The organism is Geobacillus sp. BK01 (assembly GCF_052220245.1).
GTDB lineage: Bacteria > Bacillota > Bacilli > Bacillales > Anoxybacillaceae > Geobacillus.
Genome location: NZ_JBQPTH010000014.1, coordinates 46,617 through 62,178 on the forward strand (window position 1 = coordinate 46,617; position 15,562 = coordinate 62,178).

The window sequence follows — 15,562 nt, forward strand, 5'->3', positions numbered from 1 at the left end:
TTCATGTCAACTCCTGTGCCTGCCGCCTCGTATATTGCTCTTTCAAAAAGTGGACAAACTCATCATACGGAAGCGGCGGGGAAAAGTAGTATCCTTGCGCCTCATCGCACCGTTTTCCTTGCAAATAGGCGGCTTCCGTCTCCGTTTCGACCCCTTCGGCCAACACTTTGACACCTATATTATGCCCGAGACGAATAATGGACGGCAAGATGACATCTTTTTTTCCTTGAATATGCTGGACAAATGAGCGGTCAATTTTCAACCGGTCGATCGGCAAGTCGGTCAAGTAGCTGAGCGAGCTATAGCCGGTGCCGAAGTCGTCCATGCTGATTGTCACACCGAGTGCCTTCAACTTTGACAAAATATCGAGCGCACGCTCCGTATCCATCGTCATCCGTTCCGTAATTTCAAGATCTAAATGGTGCGGCGGCAGCCCGGTGTCGGCGAGCAGGCGGGCGAGCTTGTCAACAAACCGGCGGCTTTCAAACTCGTATGGCGATAAGTTGACCGAGACGGACAAATGCGGAAACTGATCAAGCAACTGTTTCGTTTGCCGGCAGGCGGTGCGAATCACCCATTCGTTGATCGGAATAATCATCCCCGTTTGTTCAGCGACCGGGATAAACAATGATGGAGGAACCATCCCTTTTTCCGGGTGACGCCAACGGATGAGCGCTTCCATGCCGATGATGCTCCGGTCATACAGCTGAATTTGCGGTTGGTAATAAAGCTCAAACTCCCCGTTTTCAAGCGCGCGCCGCAAATCGCGCTCCATCGCCATCTTTTCATGCAATCGGCCGACCATCGGTTCAGTGAAAAAGAGAAAATCGCTCGCCGCCTTGTTCCGCGCCTCGTAGCGGGCAATGTCCGCCTTGCGGATTAACGTTTTCACGTCTTCCCCGTCTTTCGGATAGACGCTGATGCCGACGTTTACCGTCACATACAGCTCCAACCCGTTGATGACAATCGGTTCGTCCGCGACCTCAATCAGCCGCTTTGCTGCCTCCTCTGCTTTTTCATGTGCGCCGTCCGGCAGCACGGCGATAAATTCGTTCCCGCTCCAACGTCCAACCACGATCCCTTCCTGTTCTCTCCAAACGCGCGCCAGATGGAGCAACACCTTATCTCCAACGGCATAGCCGTAAAAATCGTTGATCGTCTTAATGCCGCTCACTTCTAAAAACATAACCACCGCTTCTTGGCCATTCCGTTTGGCGTCGGTGAGACATTGTTCAATCTGCTTATACATCGCTTCTTTGTTCGGGAGACCAGTCAGTTCATCATGGCTGGCAATGTATTGCAGCCGCCTCTCGTTTTGCTTCCGCTCGGTCAGGTCGCGGACGGCGATGACCGTTCCTTTTTGTCCTTCATAATCGTAACGGCGCTGCACGATTTCCGCCGGAAACACCGTCCCATCCTTTCGCCGCAACTCGACTTCAAACCGCTCCGGGCCGCTGTCCGAACGGCCCGGTCTCAGCGATCCATCGACCATTATATCATCGATCGGCAAGTGCACGAGTTCACTTGCCGTATAGCCAAGCAGGCGGCAAGCCGCTTCATTTGCTTCGACAATTTTCTTAGATGCACACACGACGATTCCTTCCGTCGTCATTTCCGCCAGTCGGCGCAACCGTTCCTCGTTCGCCGTTAATGCTTTCTTATAGACGGCAAGCGCGTTTCGCTCCATTTGTCGATAGAGCACTAACAAATAAATGAAGACAATGACGAAATACAGTGCCATTATTATTGCAGCTGCCTTTTGCCGTTCTTTTTGCAGGCGCTGCTCATACATCCCCGCATCATACTCAACGCCAACGATTGCATCTATAGTCCCGTCAAGCTTCCTGATCGGCATAAAAGTGCGAATGCTTCCCCCCCGCTCATCCATGCTTGGCCGCTCCATCACAAATCGGCCGCGAAAAGCCTCCTCCATTTCGGGGGAAGTATGGCGGTAAACCGTTCCGGGCGGAACAAGTTGTTCCGCTTTGCCGTCGATGCGGCCGTTCCGGTGGGAATCGACCGCTAGAGCGGCAACAAAATATAGCTCGCCGCTCCCGTTCCTTTTTAACGTATATACACCGGTCATGCGGCCATGATGCTGCCAGCGCTCAAGCGCAGTCAGTATCGTATGATACGCGGGATGGCGGTCCGCGTTTTCGTCAAGCCACTCATGTCCCATGGCGGCCAAATCGCCGGCGATCATGCCGGCGATTTGCTTGGCACTTTCTTTGTATTCACCATGCTCGCGCTTCTCTGCGTAATCGATATAAACCATTCCGGCGCCAAAAAGAAAGAGCGAAAATATAGTGAACACAACGGTCAGCTTCGGCGCCACCCTCCATGGCGACAACGCTCCATAACGCCTTGTCACCCGATGGGCATACATACAACCGGCACCGGCTGTCAAGAAAAATGCTACTATGTATACAAGATATTCGAACTTATTCGACATAAATCATCACCGTCATAGATTTTTCGACGTTCTTCCTTCATTATAAAGTCGGGATCCTTCCCTTCGCTTCCCTCCACCGTTCCTATTCGTTCGACAGCTTCCGACATCCACATTCCAATCATAGGACTAAAGGGGCAGAAAAGCTATATAACTGCCGCCATAAAAATGGCTATTCCATCAGGAACATAACAACAAACTGTTATAAACCATTAGGACTAGGTCCTATGTTTGTAACTGTGCTGTAACATTATTTAATTCAACTGTAAAAAACAAGACCATTTTCCTCTGTTATACTGTAATCAAACAACGTCGAATGGAAAAAGATTTTGTCGGGGGTTCGGGAAAATGAAAAAATGGCTCACACTTGTTTCCGTATCATTCATCGTTCTTTTTTCCTCCTTTTTTGTAAGCACTTCCAGTTCTGATGCAGCCGCCAACAAGACAAGGCTGATCGCTGAGGCAAAAAAACTGGTCGGCACCCCGTATCGGTATGGTGGCAAAACGCCAAAAGGATTTGACTGCTCGGGATTTGTTTACTACACCCATCAAAAAGTCGGTGTCACGCTGCCGCGCTCTTCCAAAGAAATGTACAAAAAAGGGAAATACGTACATAAGTCAAAGTTGCAACCAGGAGATTTAGTGTTCTTTGACACTTCCAAGCGGACAAAAGGCGTCTCCCATGTTGCCATCTATATTGGAAACAATAAAGTCATTCATGCCGTTTCCCGCGGTGTCAAAATCGACAGCTTAAACAGCAGTTATTGGAAAACAAAATATGTCGGGGCCAAGCGTCTGTAGCGTCCCACCGCAAAAGCTCTCTGTCATATGAAGCGCGCTTAATAGGCAGGGAGTTTTTGTTATGCAAAAAAAAGCGGCCCTCCGAAACCGGAGAGCCCAATTATATATTCATAGGGGATCGGGGGAATACTTGGAAAACGTTACGCTATTATTCATTTCCACTTTCTCGTTTTTTATACACGAAAACAAAAAAATTTTTTCGTCCACTGTTCTAATTTCTGTTTGCGTCCGCCCTGATAAATGAAATAAGTTCATCCAACGGCATCGGCCGGCTGATGAAGTAGCCTTGCACCCGATCGCAACAGTATTTTTCTAAAAAATCGAAATGTCCCTTTGTTTCAATCCCTTCCGCAACGGTTCGCATCCCTAAATGGTGGGCAATATAAATGATCGCTACTGTCAAGAGAGCCGTTTTTTCATCTTCCATAATGTCCACAACCAACGATTTATCAATTTTTAGCGTATCAATCGGAATTTTTCGCAAATAACCGATCGAAGAATACCCGCTGCCAAAATCATCAATAGCAATTCGAAACCCGAGCCGTTTGAGCGCTTGAATCGACTCCATTACTTGTTCATCATCACTCAACGCGATGGTTTCAGTAAAAAAAGACGGCCGCCTCTAGCTAGCGTGGGACGGCACAAAATGAAAAAACGATGCAATAAGGTTTTTCAATTTACGAAACAATGTCATAAAGCATGTTTTTCGCTACATCACCTGCTTTCTAACATGACAGACATAAATAGACGATATTTGTCGAATGGTATAGATGATGATTGGTTGTCCGTTCATCGATTTTTGACAAAGGCAGGTGTTTTCGTTGTTCGCTTCCTCAGAGCTGGGCGTCGATTTAGGGACGATGAATGTCAGGCTGTTTAGCCAGACGAAAGGGCTTCTTTTTGACGAACCGGCGGCGGTCGCCTATAATCGCCAGGCGGACAAGCTTATGGCAATCGGCCAAAAGGCGAAAGAAATGATTGGCAAAACTCCACCCCATGTTGAAGTGACGTATCCGCTGCAAAACGGCGTCATCGCTGATTTTGACCGTGCCAAGGCGCTGTTGCAACAAGTCTTCAAACAGTCGGGCAAACAGCTCGGCCTCGCTCTCAAAAAGCCAGACGTCATCATGAGTGTCCCGTTCCACGCCACCTCCGTCGAGCGCCGCTCTTTTTACGAAATCGCCAAACATTGTGGGGCGAAGCATATTCATTTTATTGAGGAACCCGTCGCGGCCGCTATCGGTGCAGATTTGCCGGTCGGTGAACCGGTCGCGAATGTCGTCGTCCATTTAGGAGCCGGCAAAACGGAAGCAGCAATCATCTCGTTTGGCGGCGTCGTCGCCTGCCGGTCGCTTCGCATCGGCGGCAATCGGCTTGACGAAGATATTATGCAATACGTCCGCCAGCGCTACAATATGTTAATTGGGGAACAGACAGCCGAGCACGTCAAAATCGAAATCGGCAGCGCCCCAGGAACTGCTGTGGAGCAGCCGGTAACGATCCATGGCCGCGATTTTGTCACCGGCTTCCTCAAAGCGGTGTCCTTGGATCCAGCCGAAGTGCAAACCGCCATCAAAGAGTCGCTTTGGCAAATCGCCGAAGCCATTCGCGCTGTTCTTGAGGAATGTCCAGCCGAACTGAGCGGTGACATTATTGACCGCGGTGTGGTACTCACCGGGGGAGGTGCCTTGTTGCATGGCATTGAGCAATGGCTGAGCACGGAACTGCACGTGCCGGTGCATGTCGCGCCCAATCCGGCTGAAGCAGTCGCCATCGGCACCGGAAAAGCGTTGCGGGCGATACCAAAACGGCTCGGCGCGGTGCTATAGCCATCCGATTTCTTCCAGCCATCGATGAAAAACAGGCGGGCGCCCATACAAGATGAATAGACATTCCACCGTTCGTAATGAAAAACCCCCGCGGCGATGCGGGGATTTTTCATGTTATGATGTTTGTCGAAGATGTGTACCTTCCTTTTCCGCTTGTGCTCCCTCAGCGGCCTCAAGCAGAAAGTCCACAATATGGACAGCACGAACGTTTTCCGCCAATCCCTCCCGTTCGATGCCGAGCTTCATTTGCAGCAAGCAGCCTGGGTTCGCCGTCACGATCGTCGTCGCTTTCGTTTGTTTCGCCATGTCCATTTTGTGGTCTAAAATTTGCATTGACATCTCCGGTTCCATAAGGTTGTAAATGCCGGCCGATCCGCAACAGCGATCAGCATCTTGCATCTCGCGAAAATCAACCCCTTCGATTGCCTGCAACAGACGGCGTGGGGCCGTCGCTGTTTTCATCACGTTGCGCAAGTGGCATGAATCTTGGTATGTGACCGTTTGCGGCGCCACACGAAGCGGTAGTTGATGAAATCCGAGCTCGACAAGCACTTCTGAGATGTCTTTGATCTTCGCAGTAAACACCGCCGCCCGTTCGCGCCATTGCGGGTCGTCCTTTAGCAAATGGTCATATTCCAGCAAAAACGCTCCACAGCCGCCGGCGTTCGTCACAATGTAGTCGACGTCGAGCTGCTCAAAAGCGGCAATGTTTCGCTTTGCCAGCTCTTTCGCCATCTCCTTCTCCCCGCCATGCCCATGCAACGCTCCGCAGCACCCTTGGGACGGCGGAATGATGACTTCGCAGCCGGCGAGCTGCAGCAGACGCAGCGTCGCATCGTTTGTTGCCAGAAACATCGTATCCATCAAGCAACCGGCGAAAAAGGCGACTCGTTTTTTCACCGCACCGTCCGGGGTAAGGCGATGCGGCCGGTTTTTCATCTCTTTTGCGGTCGGCACGTCCGGCAACACGCGCTCCATTTGCCGGAACGAGGCCGGAAGCAGGCGAAGCAGCCCGGTTTTTCGCACAAGCGTCTGCAACCCGGAACGCTGATACCAACCGAGAAGCGCCGTCGCCTTCCGCATCCGCTCTTGATGCGGAAACAACCCGGCAAACACGAACTTCCGGATCAGGCGAACCGGAAGCGGCATTTTTTTATGCTGGGCGATAATGTCGCGCGCCTCTTCCAACAGATGGCCGTAGCGGACCCCGGACGGACAGACCGACTCGCATGCCCGGCAGCCTAAACATAGGCTAAGCGTCCGTTCAACGTCCTCATCCGGCTCAATCAACCCATCGACGACCGCCTTCATTAAGGCAATCCGTCCGCGCGGCGACTGGGCTTCTTGCTGCCCCGATTCGATGTACGTCGGGCATGATGGCAGGCAAAATCCACAGCGCATACAGTTCAACAGTTCATCCTCGTCCATCCGTTCTTGAAACGCTTTTTGAATGAGCGCTTGTTCTGTCTTCGTTGTCATCGTGTCACCACCACCCGTTTTCTTGTGCTTTTGGCGAACACTTTGCCCGGATTCATAATATTATTCGGATCGAGCGCCTGCTTGACTGCTTTCATGGCAGCAATGCCGGCCGGGCCGAGCTTCCATTCCAAATATGGCGCTTTCATCACCCCGACACCATGCTCACCGGTAATCGTGCCACCCAATTCAATCGCCTTGGCGAAAATTTCTTCAAACGCTCGTTCCACCCGCTCCATTTCTTCACGGTTGCGGGCGTCAGTCGGACAGGTCGGATGCAAATTGCCATCGCCGGCATGGCCGAACGTACAGATCTTCAGTTGATACTTCTCGGCAATTTCGTTGATCGCTTTGACCATTTTGGCGATTTCTGAGCGCGGCACGGTTGCGTCCTCTAAAATCGTCGTCGGCTTTAAGCGCGCCAACGCCGACAGCGCCGCCCGCCGCGCCGTCCGCAGCGCCTCCGCTTCTTCCTCCGAGCCGGCGAGTTGAACGGACACCGCCTGCTCGGCCCGGCAAATATCGGCCATCTTTTTCATATCGCGCTCTACCACTTCCTTCGGCCCATCCTGCTCAATCAGCAACACGGCCTTGACATTGGTCGGCAAGCCGATGCGGGCAAAATCTTCGACCACTTCCAATGTCGGCTGGTCCAAAAACTCGAGCGTCGCCGGAATGATTTTGTTGGCGATGATTTTCGACACTGAACGGGCGGCCGCCTCCAAATCTTGATAAAGGGCGAGCATCGTTTGCTTTGTCTCCGGCATCGGGATGAGCTTGAGCGTCGCTTCGGTGACAATGCCAAGCGTTCCTTCCGATCCGACAAACAGGCGGGTTAAATCATAACCAGCTACATCCTTTGCCAGCTTGCCGCCGGTGCGGACGACATCGCCGTTCGCCAAGACGACTTCCAACCCGAGCACATAGTCACGTGTCACCCCGTATTTCAGGCCGCGCAAGCCGCCTGAGTTTTCGCTAATGTTGCCGCCAATCGTTGAAATTTTCATCGATCCCGGGTCCGGCGGATAAAACAATCCTTTTTCTTCAACGGCTTTCGCCAAATCAAGCGTCACCACCCCCGGCTGAACGGTAGCGGTTAAGTTTTCTTCATCAATTTCCAAAATGCGATTCATATGGTTAAACAGGAGAACGATTCCACCTTCAACCGGACACGTACCGGCGCAAAGGTTCGTTCCTGACCCGCGCGGCACGATCGGGATGCGATACTCGTTGCAAATTTTCGCGATTTCCGCGACCTCTTTCGTATTCCGCGGCGCAATGACCGCATCGGGGAGCGACTGAAACTGCGGCGTTGCGTCGTACGAATAGACGAGCCGCCCCGCTTTCGTGTCATCATAGTTTTCAGCTCCTACGACTTGAATCAACCGTTTTTTCGCCTCGTTTGGAATCAATGGTCCCACCCTTTCCCCCATCGTTTGCATTCATCGACAGCGGAAAAAGGTGCGGACTTGGCACCTGTTTCCATCAAAGCCAAGCCTCATCCCCTCCTCCGTTGCCGCTATGGAATCATCCACGACAATACCGTTGATTGCAAATAAACGAGAATGCCAATCAAAATGATTAAGAACAAACTATGTTTCACCGTGAAGCGGAACAAGTCGGATTCCTTGCCGGTCAAGCCGACCGCCGCGCAGGCGACCGCAATCGACTGCGGCGAAATCATTTTCCCGACGACGCCGCCTGATGAGTTGGCCGCCAACGCCAACACCGGATCCATGCCGATCGATGTCGCCGTCACTTTTTGCAAGTTGCCAAACAATAAGTTCGACGACGTATCCGAACCGGTGATAAATACACCGAGCCAACCTAAGAACGGCGAGAAGAACGGGAAAAACGCCCCCGTTTTCGCCAACGCCATCCCAAGCGTCGTGCTCATCCCCGACGAGTTGGCAATGTAGGCAAAGCCGACAACCGAAGCGATCGTCGCAATCGGATATTTCAGCTCGTTAAGCGTTTCCACAAATGTGCGGCCCCACTCTTTCCATGAAATGCCGATAATAAACTTTGTCAATACGGCCGCCAGCAAAATGGCCGTCCCAGCCGCACCAAGCAGTTCAAGCTTATAGACGGCGGCGATCGGTTGGCCGCTCGCATTCAAAATTTGGTTATTGAGCCCCGGCACCGGCGGCGCGAATGTCAAATGAGCACCAATGGCATTTACCAACTTCAACAAGCTGTTTGTCCCTTCATAATGGCCGGTGAGCGCCGCTTTCACTTGCGGGATGCCCCAAAGCGAGATCAACGCCGTCAGCACAAGAAACGGCGACCAAGCGCGGAACACTTCCCCGCCACGATGCGTGGCACGAGCAGCTTGATCAGCGGCCGCCACTTCCGACTCCGACGCAAAACGGAACGTGCTTTTCGGCTTCCAATATTTCAAAAAGACAGCCAACGCGACGATCGAAACGAGTGAGGACAAAATGTCCGGAAGCTCCGGTCCTAAAAAGTTCGACGACAAGTATTGCGTCAGCGCAAACGAAACGCCAGAGACAATAACAGCCGGCAACACTTCCATTGTCCTTTTCCATCCCGCCATAATCAACACAAGGTAGAACGGAATGAACACCGATAAAAACGGCAGCTGCCGCCCGACCATTTTCGAAATTTCCATCGCCGGCACACCGGTCGGCCCTTCCATCGAGATGATCGGAATCCCGACCGCTCCGAACGCAACTGGGGCCGTGTTGGCAATTAAACAAATGCCCGCGGCGTACAGCGGGTTAAACCCCAATCCGGCGAGAAGCGCCGCTGAAATCGCCACCGGCGCGCCAAACCCGGCTGCCCCTTCCAAAAAGGCGCCGAACGAAAAGGCAATCAGCAGCGCCTGCAGACGGCGGTCCTCGGTGAGGGAAACGACCGAGTTGCGGATGATGTCAAAATGCCCGGTTTTCACTGTCAGCTTATATAAAAAGACAGAGGTGATGATGATCCAGCCGATCGGGAGCAGCCCGTACACCGCCCCTTGCGTCACCGACATGACTGCCTTTCCGGCCGGCATTCTGTAAGCGATTACAGCCAACACAACGGCAATAAGCAACGTCGTCAATCCGGCGACATGCCCTTTCATCCGCTTGACTGCCAACGCCCAAAAGAAATACAAAATCGGAATGAGTGCAACAATGGCCGATAGCCATAGCTGGTCGGCGATCGGCGTAAAATCCTGCTTCCACTGCATACAGTTTTCCCCTCCCCTTTGGCCTGGTTTCGGCGTTTGCAACTAGCTCGTTCGCTTATCCTTCTGTTCCGCTCTTCCAGTCATCAGATGATCAGATAAGAAACGCCGCCTGTCTCAAATTATAAAACCGTTTTCTTCAAAAGACAATAGGCGTTTTTTAATTTTTTTGAACTTTTCATTCGCTGCATCTCCGCTCAAGTGACAAAAAGCGCTTGTCTCTTCCCATGATGCTGTATCATAATAAACAGTGCAGGATATTTCCTCCCTATAATCGGGAATCTACTTTATCGTATTGAGGTGGATCCATTGGCGTTTAAACGGATTAAAACAAAAAAAATTTATGAAGAAGTGGCTGAAGCGATTTTTGACATGATTAAAAACGGTGAGCTAAAGCCTGGCGATAAACTCGATTCCGTCCAACAGCTCGCTGAGCAGTTTCAAGTCGGACGGGCCGCCATCCGCGAAGCGCTGACCGCGTTAAAAGCGATGGGACTGATCGAATTGAAGCAAGGCGAAGGAACGTACGTGCGTGAGTTCGACCCGACGATGATGACGTTTCCGCTGTCGATCGCCGTCTTAATGAACAAAGAAGATATTTGGCACTTGCTTGAAGTACGCAAACTGCTCGAAGCAGGCGCCGCCTCGCTCGCCGCCGCCAAACGGACGGACCACGATCTCGAAGCGATGGCGGCTGCGCTTCAGCAAATGAAAGAAGGCATTGGCAGCGATGAGCTTGGCGAGAAAGCCGACTTGGCGTTTCATATGGCCATCGCCGAAGCGTCGCAAAATCCGATGCTCACAAGCATCATGAACAGCGTCTCCGGCATGATCGTCGAAACGATGCGGGAAACGCGCCGCATTTGGCTGTTTTCCAAACAGACGACGACCGAAAAACTGCTTGCGGAACACCGGGCCATTTTTGAAGCCATTCGCGAACAAAATCCCGACGCCGCTCGGGCGCGCATGCTCGACCATTTGACAAACGTCGAAAACGTACTGCGCCGCTATATTCGCACTCAGCAGCCCGACTGAGTGCTTTTTTTCAAAAAAAGGCTGCGAATCTGAAAAAATCGTTTATAATAGACATATAGTCATCAGATGACCCGCTCATCCAATCCGCAAGCAGGAGGGAGAAGAAGTGAAAGTATCATTGTTTGTCACGTGCCTCATCGATCTCTTTTACACGAACGCCGGCAAAGCGACCGTCGAACTGCTCGAGCGGCTCGGCTGCGAGATTGATTTTCCAGAAGCGCAAACGTGCTGCGGCCAGCCGGCATATAACAGCGGTTACGTCAAAGAGGCGAAAGAAGCCATGAAACAGATGATTCGTGCGTTCGCCCACGCTGATTACGTCGTCACCCCATCCGGCTCGTGCGCGGCGATGCTGAAAGAATATCCGCATATTTTCCGCGGCGATCCGGAGTGGGAAGATGAGGCGAAGCGGCTCGCGTCGAAAACGTACGAATTGACGCAATTTCTCGTTGATGTCCTGAAAGTCGAAGATGTCGGCGCCTCGCTTCATGGACGAGCGACGTACCATACGTCGTGTCACATGACCCGCCTTCTTGGCGTCAAAGAAGCGCCGTTTCGCCTATTGAAAAATGTCAAAGGGCTTGAGCTCGTTCCGTTGCCGAACGCCCATCAATGCTGCGGATTTGGCGGCACGTTTTCCGTCAAAATGGGGCCGATCTCTGAACAGATGGTCGATGAAAAAATCGAACATATCGAGGAAGTCGAAGCCGACTATTTGATCGGCGCGGACTGCGGCTGTTTAATGAACATCGGCGGACGCATCGAGCGCCTCGGCAAACCGATTCGCGTCATGCATATCGCCGAAGTGCTGAATCAGCGGAAGTAAGGGAGGGAAACAGACATGCCGATGAAAATTGAAAACGGTCCGTTTTGGAAGCGGGTCGAAGAAAACTTGCACAACGATTTCATGCGCGGGGCAGTCGCCGGCATGCAAGACCGCGGCTATGTGCGGCGGCTTGGCGTCATCGAAGAGCTCGGCCATTGGGAAGAGTGGCGTTCGCTCGCTGAACAAATCCGCAAGCATACGCTCGAAAACTTGGACTTTTATTTAATGCAGCTCAGTGAAAACGTTGCCAAACGGGGCGGCCACGTCTTTTTCGCCCAAACGGCCGAAGAAGCGAACGACTACATCCGCCGCGTCGCCTTGGACAAACAAGCCAAAAAAATTGTGAAATCAAAATCAATGGTGACAGAAGAAATCAACTTAAACCCGGTTCTGGAAGCCATCGGCTGCCAAGTGGTCGAAACCGACCTCGGCGAATACATTTTGCAAATCGACGACCACGATCCGCCGTCGCATATCGTCGGTCCGGCGCTCCATAAAAACAAAGAGCAAATCCGCGATGTCTTCCAACGGAAGCTCGGCTATACGAAATCGTCCGATCCCGTTGAGCTTGCGCGCCACGCCCGTGAAATGCTGCGGCGCGACTATTTGACCGCCGACATCGGCATCACCGGGTGCAACTTCGCCATCGCCGAATCGGGATCGATCACGCTCGTCACAAACGAGGGCAACGCTGATTTGGTGACCGCACTGCCGAAAACGCAAATTACCGTCATGGGGATGGAGCGAATCGTCCCGACGTTTGCGGAGATGGAAGTGCTTGTGAGCATGCTCACACGAAGCGCTGTCGGCCAAAAACTGACGAGCTACATCACCGTTCTCACCGGTCCGCACGATGAAGGCGACGCCGACGGTCCGGAAGAATTCCATCTCGTCATCGTGGACAACGGGCGCTCCTCGATTTTAGGCACCGAGTTTCAACCAGTGCTGCAGTGCATCCGCTGCGCCGCCTGTGTCAACGTCTGTCCGGTCTACCGCCACATTGGCGGCCATTCGTACGGTTCGATTTACTCCGGCCCGATCGGCGCGGTGTTGTCACCGCTGTTAGGCGGTTATGACGACTACAAGGAGCTCCCGTACTCCTCCTCGCTGTGCGCCGCCTGTACGGAAGCGTGTCCGGTGAAAATCCCGCTTCACGAGCTGCTCATCAAGCATCGCCAAATCATCGTCGAGCGGGAAGGAAAAGCGCCGGTCGCGGAAAAGCTGGCAATGAAGGCATTTCGTCTCGGAACGGCCTCATCGTCGCTGTACCGCTTCGGCACGAAATTCGCACCGAGCGCCTTCGCCCCGTTTGTGGAGGACGGGCGCGTCACGAAAGGCCCCGGGCCGCTGAAAGCGTGGACGGAAAGCCGCGAATTTCCGGCGCCGAGCAAAGAGCGGTTCCGCGACTGGTTTGACAGCCGCCAAGGAGGAGGGAAGCAGTCATGACGCGTGGCACGATTCAAAACCGTGACGCCTTTTTGCAAAACATCGCCCAGCGCCTTGGGAGAAACCCGCGCCTGTCCGGCGTCTCCCGGCCGCAATGGGATTATGCGCCGCAATGGACGGTGCTTGCCGGCTATAGCCAAGACGACTTGTTAAAAGTGCTGCAAAAACAATGCGGATTGATCCATACCGATTACATCGAAACGACAAGCGCCGAACTTGCCGGCGCGCTGAAGCGGCAAGTGGCCGCCTACGGCGGCGGTCCGGTCATCGTGCCGGACGATCCGCGCTTTGCCGAGTACGGGCTGTCCGCTCTGCTTCAAGACGAATGGCCCGCCGAGCAAACCGCCGTCCATACGTGGAATCCGGCGCTCGGCCGCCAAAACATTGACGCCGCCGAGCAGGCGAACGTCGGCATCGCCTTCAGCGACATCACGCTGGCGGAATCAGGGACAGTCGTTTTGTTTTCGCGCAATGAACAAGGCCGGGCCATTCACTTTTTGCCGAAAACGTATATCGCCATCGTCCCGAAAAGCACGGTTGTGCCGCGCATGACGCAAGCGGCGGCGGCCATTCATGAGCAAATTGAAAAAGGCGGCCTCGTCCCATCGTGCATCAACTTCATCACCGGCCCGAGCAACTCGGCCGACATTGAAATGAACTTAGTCGTCGGCGTCCACGGGCCAATGAAAGCGGCGTATATCATCGTCACCGACCGCTGACCAAAACGAAACGGTGTCCCTTCTCGATCATAGGGCACCGTTTTTCGTCAATATTGCCGGCTCACATCGACCGCATTGGCAAGCGGTTCGCCGGCTTCGATGCGGCGAAAGCGGTCCAACAGTTTGACGTCTTGATCAATTCCGGTGGAACGGACTGACGGATACTTTCGTATAATTTTTCACATCCGCAACAACTAGCAAAATTTCCCTCCCCTTTTTCTCATACACGAAAGCTGACCCCCACCTGTCAACTTGAGTCCATTGACGTTTCTTCAATTTCTCAAGATAGTAGTCAGCCACTTCCTCCGCGGAAGAAGACGCAACAACAAACTCCACCCGCTCATCCACCGAACGAATGTCACTCGCCTTTGGGTGCAGGGGAATATCGTCATACCCTGGGACCGTCTGTTGTTGCTGACACCCTGAAAAGAAAATCATGACAAGGAGCAAAACTAGCGGGATGCCTATACGCACTTCATCCCCTCCCATAGGATTCGTTGACGTGTCCCCGTTGCCAGGCGCCGTCATCCTACCTGTACGCCAACAACGGCGGAAAAGGGCAGTACCAATGCAAAGTGTGCCAATGCCGGTTCAACCACCGAAATCGGTTCAAAAAGCAAGCGGTCTTTCGCTGCTCGCACTGCAAAAAGACGCTGGAGAAAATCAAGGAACGCAAAGAATACAACATCTACAAGTGCAAGAACAACGACTGCCCGTTTTACCAGGCCAACCTTCGACGGATGACGAAGAAGGAGCGCCAACAGTTTCAACAGGATCCTCAAGCCTTCAAGGTGCGGTATTTGGTTCGAGAGTTTTGGTTTGACTTTCTCCCGGTGGCTCCATCATCGCCCGTCAAGCCGAAAGTCGATTGGTCCCGGCTGGCTGCGTCGCCGCACGTGTTGGGGCTGGTGTTGACGTACTACGTTAACTATGGGATGTCCTCCAGACAGACAGCCGGAATCATGAAGGATGTGCATGGCGTGTCGATCTCCCATCAGACGGTGCTCAACTATGCCAACAGCGTCGCGCTCTTGATGAAGCCCTTTGTCGACCGGTTCCCGTACGAGCTGTCCGGCTCGTTCTGTGGGGACGAGACGTATATTCGCGTGAAAGGGCGCTGGCATTACCTGTTCTTTATGTTTGACGCCGTCAAAAAGATCGTGCTGTCGTATCGCGTCTCCCCCAACCGGGACACGCTCTCGGCCATCCGGGCCTGTGATGACGTCCTGCGAAAACTGCCGTCCATCCCGGACGATTTGTCGTTCGTCGTCGACGGCAATCCCATTTACCTGCTGGCGCAGCACTTCTTTGCCCAGCACGGGATTCCGTTTGACGTCCGCCAGGTGATCGGGCTGACCAACGAAGATCCGGTCTCGGAAGAGTTTCGCCCTCTCAAGCAGATCATCGAGCGATTCAACCGGACGTTTAAAGGCAACTATCGGCCGACTCATGGGTTCGGTGCGGAAGAAGGCTCGGTGTCCTTTGTCACGCTGTTTGTGGCGTATTTCAACTTCCTGCGCCCGCATGGCGCGCTCGAAGGCCGGGTTCCCGTCGTCATCCCGGAGCTCGCCGATCTGCCGCATATGCCGGCCCGGTGGACGAAGCTGATCGCCATGGCCCAAGCGTTTCTCCTACAAGAGGCGGCCTGACTTTTTTGTCCTCCGGAGCCCGTTGAACAGAACTCCTGCCGGATTCGGCGAAGCGAACCCTTGACCAACCGAACACCGCCAAAGGTAAAATTCGGTCATGGCAAGGGCGGCTTTCCTATGCCCTCTTTTTTGTCCCCGT

General features: G+C 53.2%; 12 protein-coding genes and 1 pseudogene. 7 read left to right on the plus strand and 6 right to left on the minus strand.

Annotated elements, in window-relative coordinates:
• Position 1: 1 nt before the first annotated feature.
• Positions 2–2,452, minus strand: a complete 2,451-nt coding sequence (locus tag ACTVDO_RS13070; RefSeq protein ID WP_442901686.1) for a putative bifunctional diguanylate cyclase/phosphodiesterase — start codon at positions 2,450–2,452, stop codon at positions 2–4.
• A 345-nt stretch (positions 2,453–2,797) separates the two neighbouring features.
• Here ACTVDO_RS13070 and ACTVDO_RS13075 point away from each other — a divergent pair, with 345 nt between their 5' ends.
• On the plus strand, positions 2,798–3,250 hold the full coding sequence (locus ACTVDO_RS13075) for a C40 family peptidase (RefSeq protein ID WP_020958621.1): 453 nt from the start codon (positions 2,798–2,800) through the stop codon (positions 3,248–3,250).
• Between the two features lie 211 nt (positions 3,251–3,461).
• On the opposite strand, the gene ACTVDO_RS13080 is transcribed toward ACTVDO_RS13075, so the two are convergent.
• A complete protein-coding gene (locus tag ACTVDO_RS13080) occupies positions 3,462–3,845 on the minus strand; it encodes an EAL domain-containing protein (protein WP_256380478.1) in 384 nt (127 codons plus the stop codon).
• A 226-nt stretch (positions 3,846–4,071) separates the two neighbouring features.
• On the opposite strand from ACTVDO_RS13080, the gene mreBH reads away from it, so the two are divergent.
• Positions 4,072–5,079, plus strand: coding sequence for a rod-share determining protein MreBH (gene mreBH / locus ACTVDO_RS13085; RefSeq protein WP_020958619.1), 1,008 nt, complete (start codon positions 4,072–4,074; stop codon positions 5,077–5,079).
• 114 nt (positions 5,080–5,193) lie between these two features.
• Here mreBH and ACTVDO_RS13090 read toward each other — a convergent pair whose 3' ends face one another.
• The 3 genes from ACTVDO_RS13090 to ACTVDO_RS13100 form a co-directional block, all read right to left on the minus strand.
• Positions 5,194–6,558 (minus strand): (Fe-S)-binding protein, encoded by a 1,365-nt coding sequence (locus ACTVDO_RS13090; RefSeq protein ID WP_020958618.1) that lies wholly within the window; start codon positions 6,556–6,558, stop codon positions 5,194–5,196.
• Complete coding sequence (glcD, locus tag ACTVDO_RS13095) at positions 6,555–7,967, minus strand: glycolate oxidase subunit GlcD (RefSeq protein WP_020958617.1); 1,413 nt, start codon at positions 7,965–7,967, stop codon at positions 6,555–6,557. The genes ACTVDO_RS13090 and glcD overlap by 4 nt, the downstream gene beginning before the upstream one ends.
• A 107-nt stretch (positions 7,968–8,074) precedes the next feature.
• Complete coding sequence (locus ACTVDO_RS13100; protein WP_020958616.1) at positions 8,075–9,751, minus strand: L-lactate permease; 1,677 nt, start codon at positions 9,749–9,751, stop codon at positions 8,075–8,077.
• Positions 9,752–10,057: 306 nt separating this feature from the next.
• Between ACTVDO_RS13100 and ACTVDO_RS13105 the strand changes: the two genes are divergently transcribed.
• The 4 genes from ACTVDO_RS13105 (at position 10,058) to ACTVDO_RS13120 (ending at position 13,774) form a co-directional block, all read left to right on the plus strand.
• The gene (locus tag ACTVDO_RS13105; protein ID WP_020958615.1) at positions 10,058–10,783 is read left to right on the plus strand and encodes a FadR/GntR family transcriptional regulator; all 726 of its coding nucleotides are present in this window, start codon (positions 10,058–10,060) and stop codon (positions 10,781–10,783) included.
• A 106-nt stretch (positions 10,784–10,889) separates the two neighbouring features.
• Positions 10,890–11,609: a (Fe-S)-binding protein gene (locus ACTVDO_RS13110; RefSeq protein WP_020958614.1), complete on the plus strand. Its 720-nt coding sequence runs from the start codon at positions 10,890–10,892 to the stop codon at positions 11,607–11,609.
• A gap of 15 nt (positions 11,610–11,624) precedes the next feature.
• Positions 11,625–13,055: a LutB/LldF family L-lactate oxidation iron-sulfur protein gene (locus ACTVDO_RS13115; RefSeq protein ID WP_442901687.1), complete on the plus strand. Its 1,431-nt coding sequence runs from the start codon at positions 11,625–11,627 to the stop codon at positions 13,053–13,055.
• Positions 13,052–13,774, plus strand: a complete 723-nt coding sequence (locus ACTVDO_RS13120; RefSeq protein WP_020958612.1) for a LutC/YkgG family protein — start codon at positions 13,052–13,054, stop codon at positions 13,772–13,774. Before ACTVDO_RS13115 ends, ACTVDO_RS13120 begins: the two co-directional genes overlap by 4 nt.
• A gap of 135 nt (positions 13,775–13,909) precedes the next feature.
• Here ACTVDO_RS13120 and ACTVDO_RS13125 read toward each other — a convergent pair whose 3' ends face one another.
• A complete protein-coding gene (locus ACTVDO_RS13125; protein ID WP_020958611.1) occupies positions 13,910–14,248 on the minus strand; it encodes a hypothetical protein in 339 nt (112 codons plus the stop codon).
• A gap of 17 nt (positions 14,249–14,265) precedes the next feature.
• Between ACTVDO_RS13125 and ACTVDO_RS13130 the strand changes: the two are divergent.
• Positions 14,266–15,423: pseudogene (locus tag ACTVDO_RS13130) on the plus strand (IS6 family transposase); the annotation flags it as partial.
• Positions 15,424–15,562 lie beyond the last annotated feature (139 nt).

What these genes read in the sequence shown, in the direction of transcription:
- ACTVDO_RS13100 (WP_020958616.1), bottom strand. Translation starts at nt 9,751, where the DNA reads ATGCAGTGGAAGCAGGATTTTACGCCGATCGCCGACCAGCTATGGCTA.
- ACTVDO_RS13120 (WP_020958612.1), top strand. Translation starts at nt 13,052, where the DNA reads ATGACGCGTGGCACGATTCAAAACCGTGACGCCTTTTTGCAAAACATC.
- ACTVDO_RS13115 (WP_442901687.1), top strand. Translation starts at nt 11,625, where the DNA reads ATGCCGATGAAAATTGAAAACGGTCCGTTTTGGAAGCGGGTCGAAGAA.
- ACTVDO_RS13090 (WP_020958618.1), bottom strand. Translation starts at nt 6,558, where the DNA reads ATGACAACGAAGACAGAACAAGCGCTCATTCAAAAAGCGTTTCAAGAA.
- ACTVDO_RS13075 (WP_020958621.1), top strand. Translation starts at nt 2,798, where the DNA reads ATGAAAAAATGGCTCACACTTGTTTCCGTATCATTCATCGTTCTTTTT.
- ACTVDO_RS13070 (WP_442901686.1), bottom strand. Translation starts at nt 2,452, where the DNA reads ATGTCGAATAAGTTCGAATATCTTGTATACATAGTAGCATTTTTCTTG.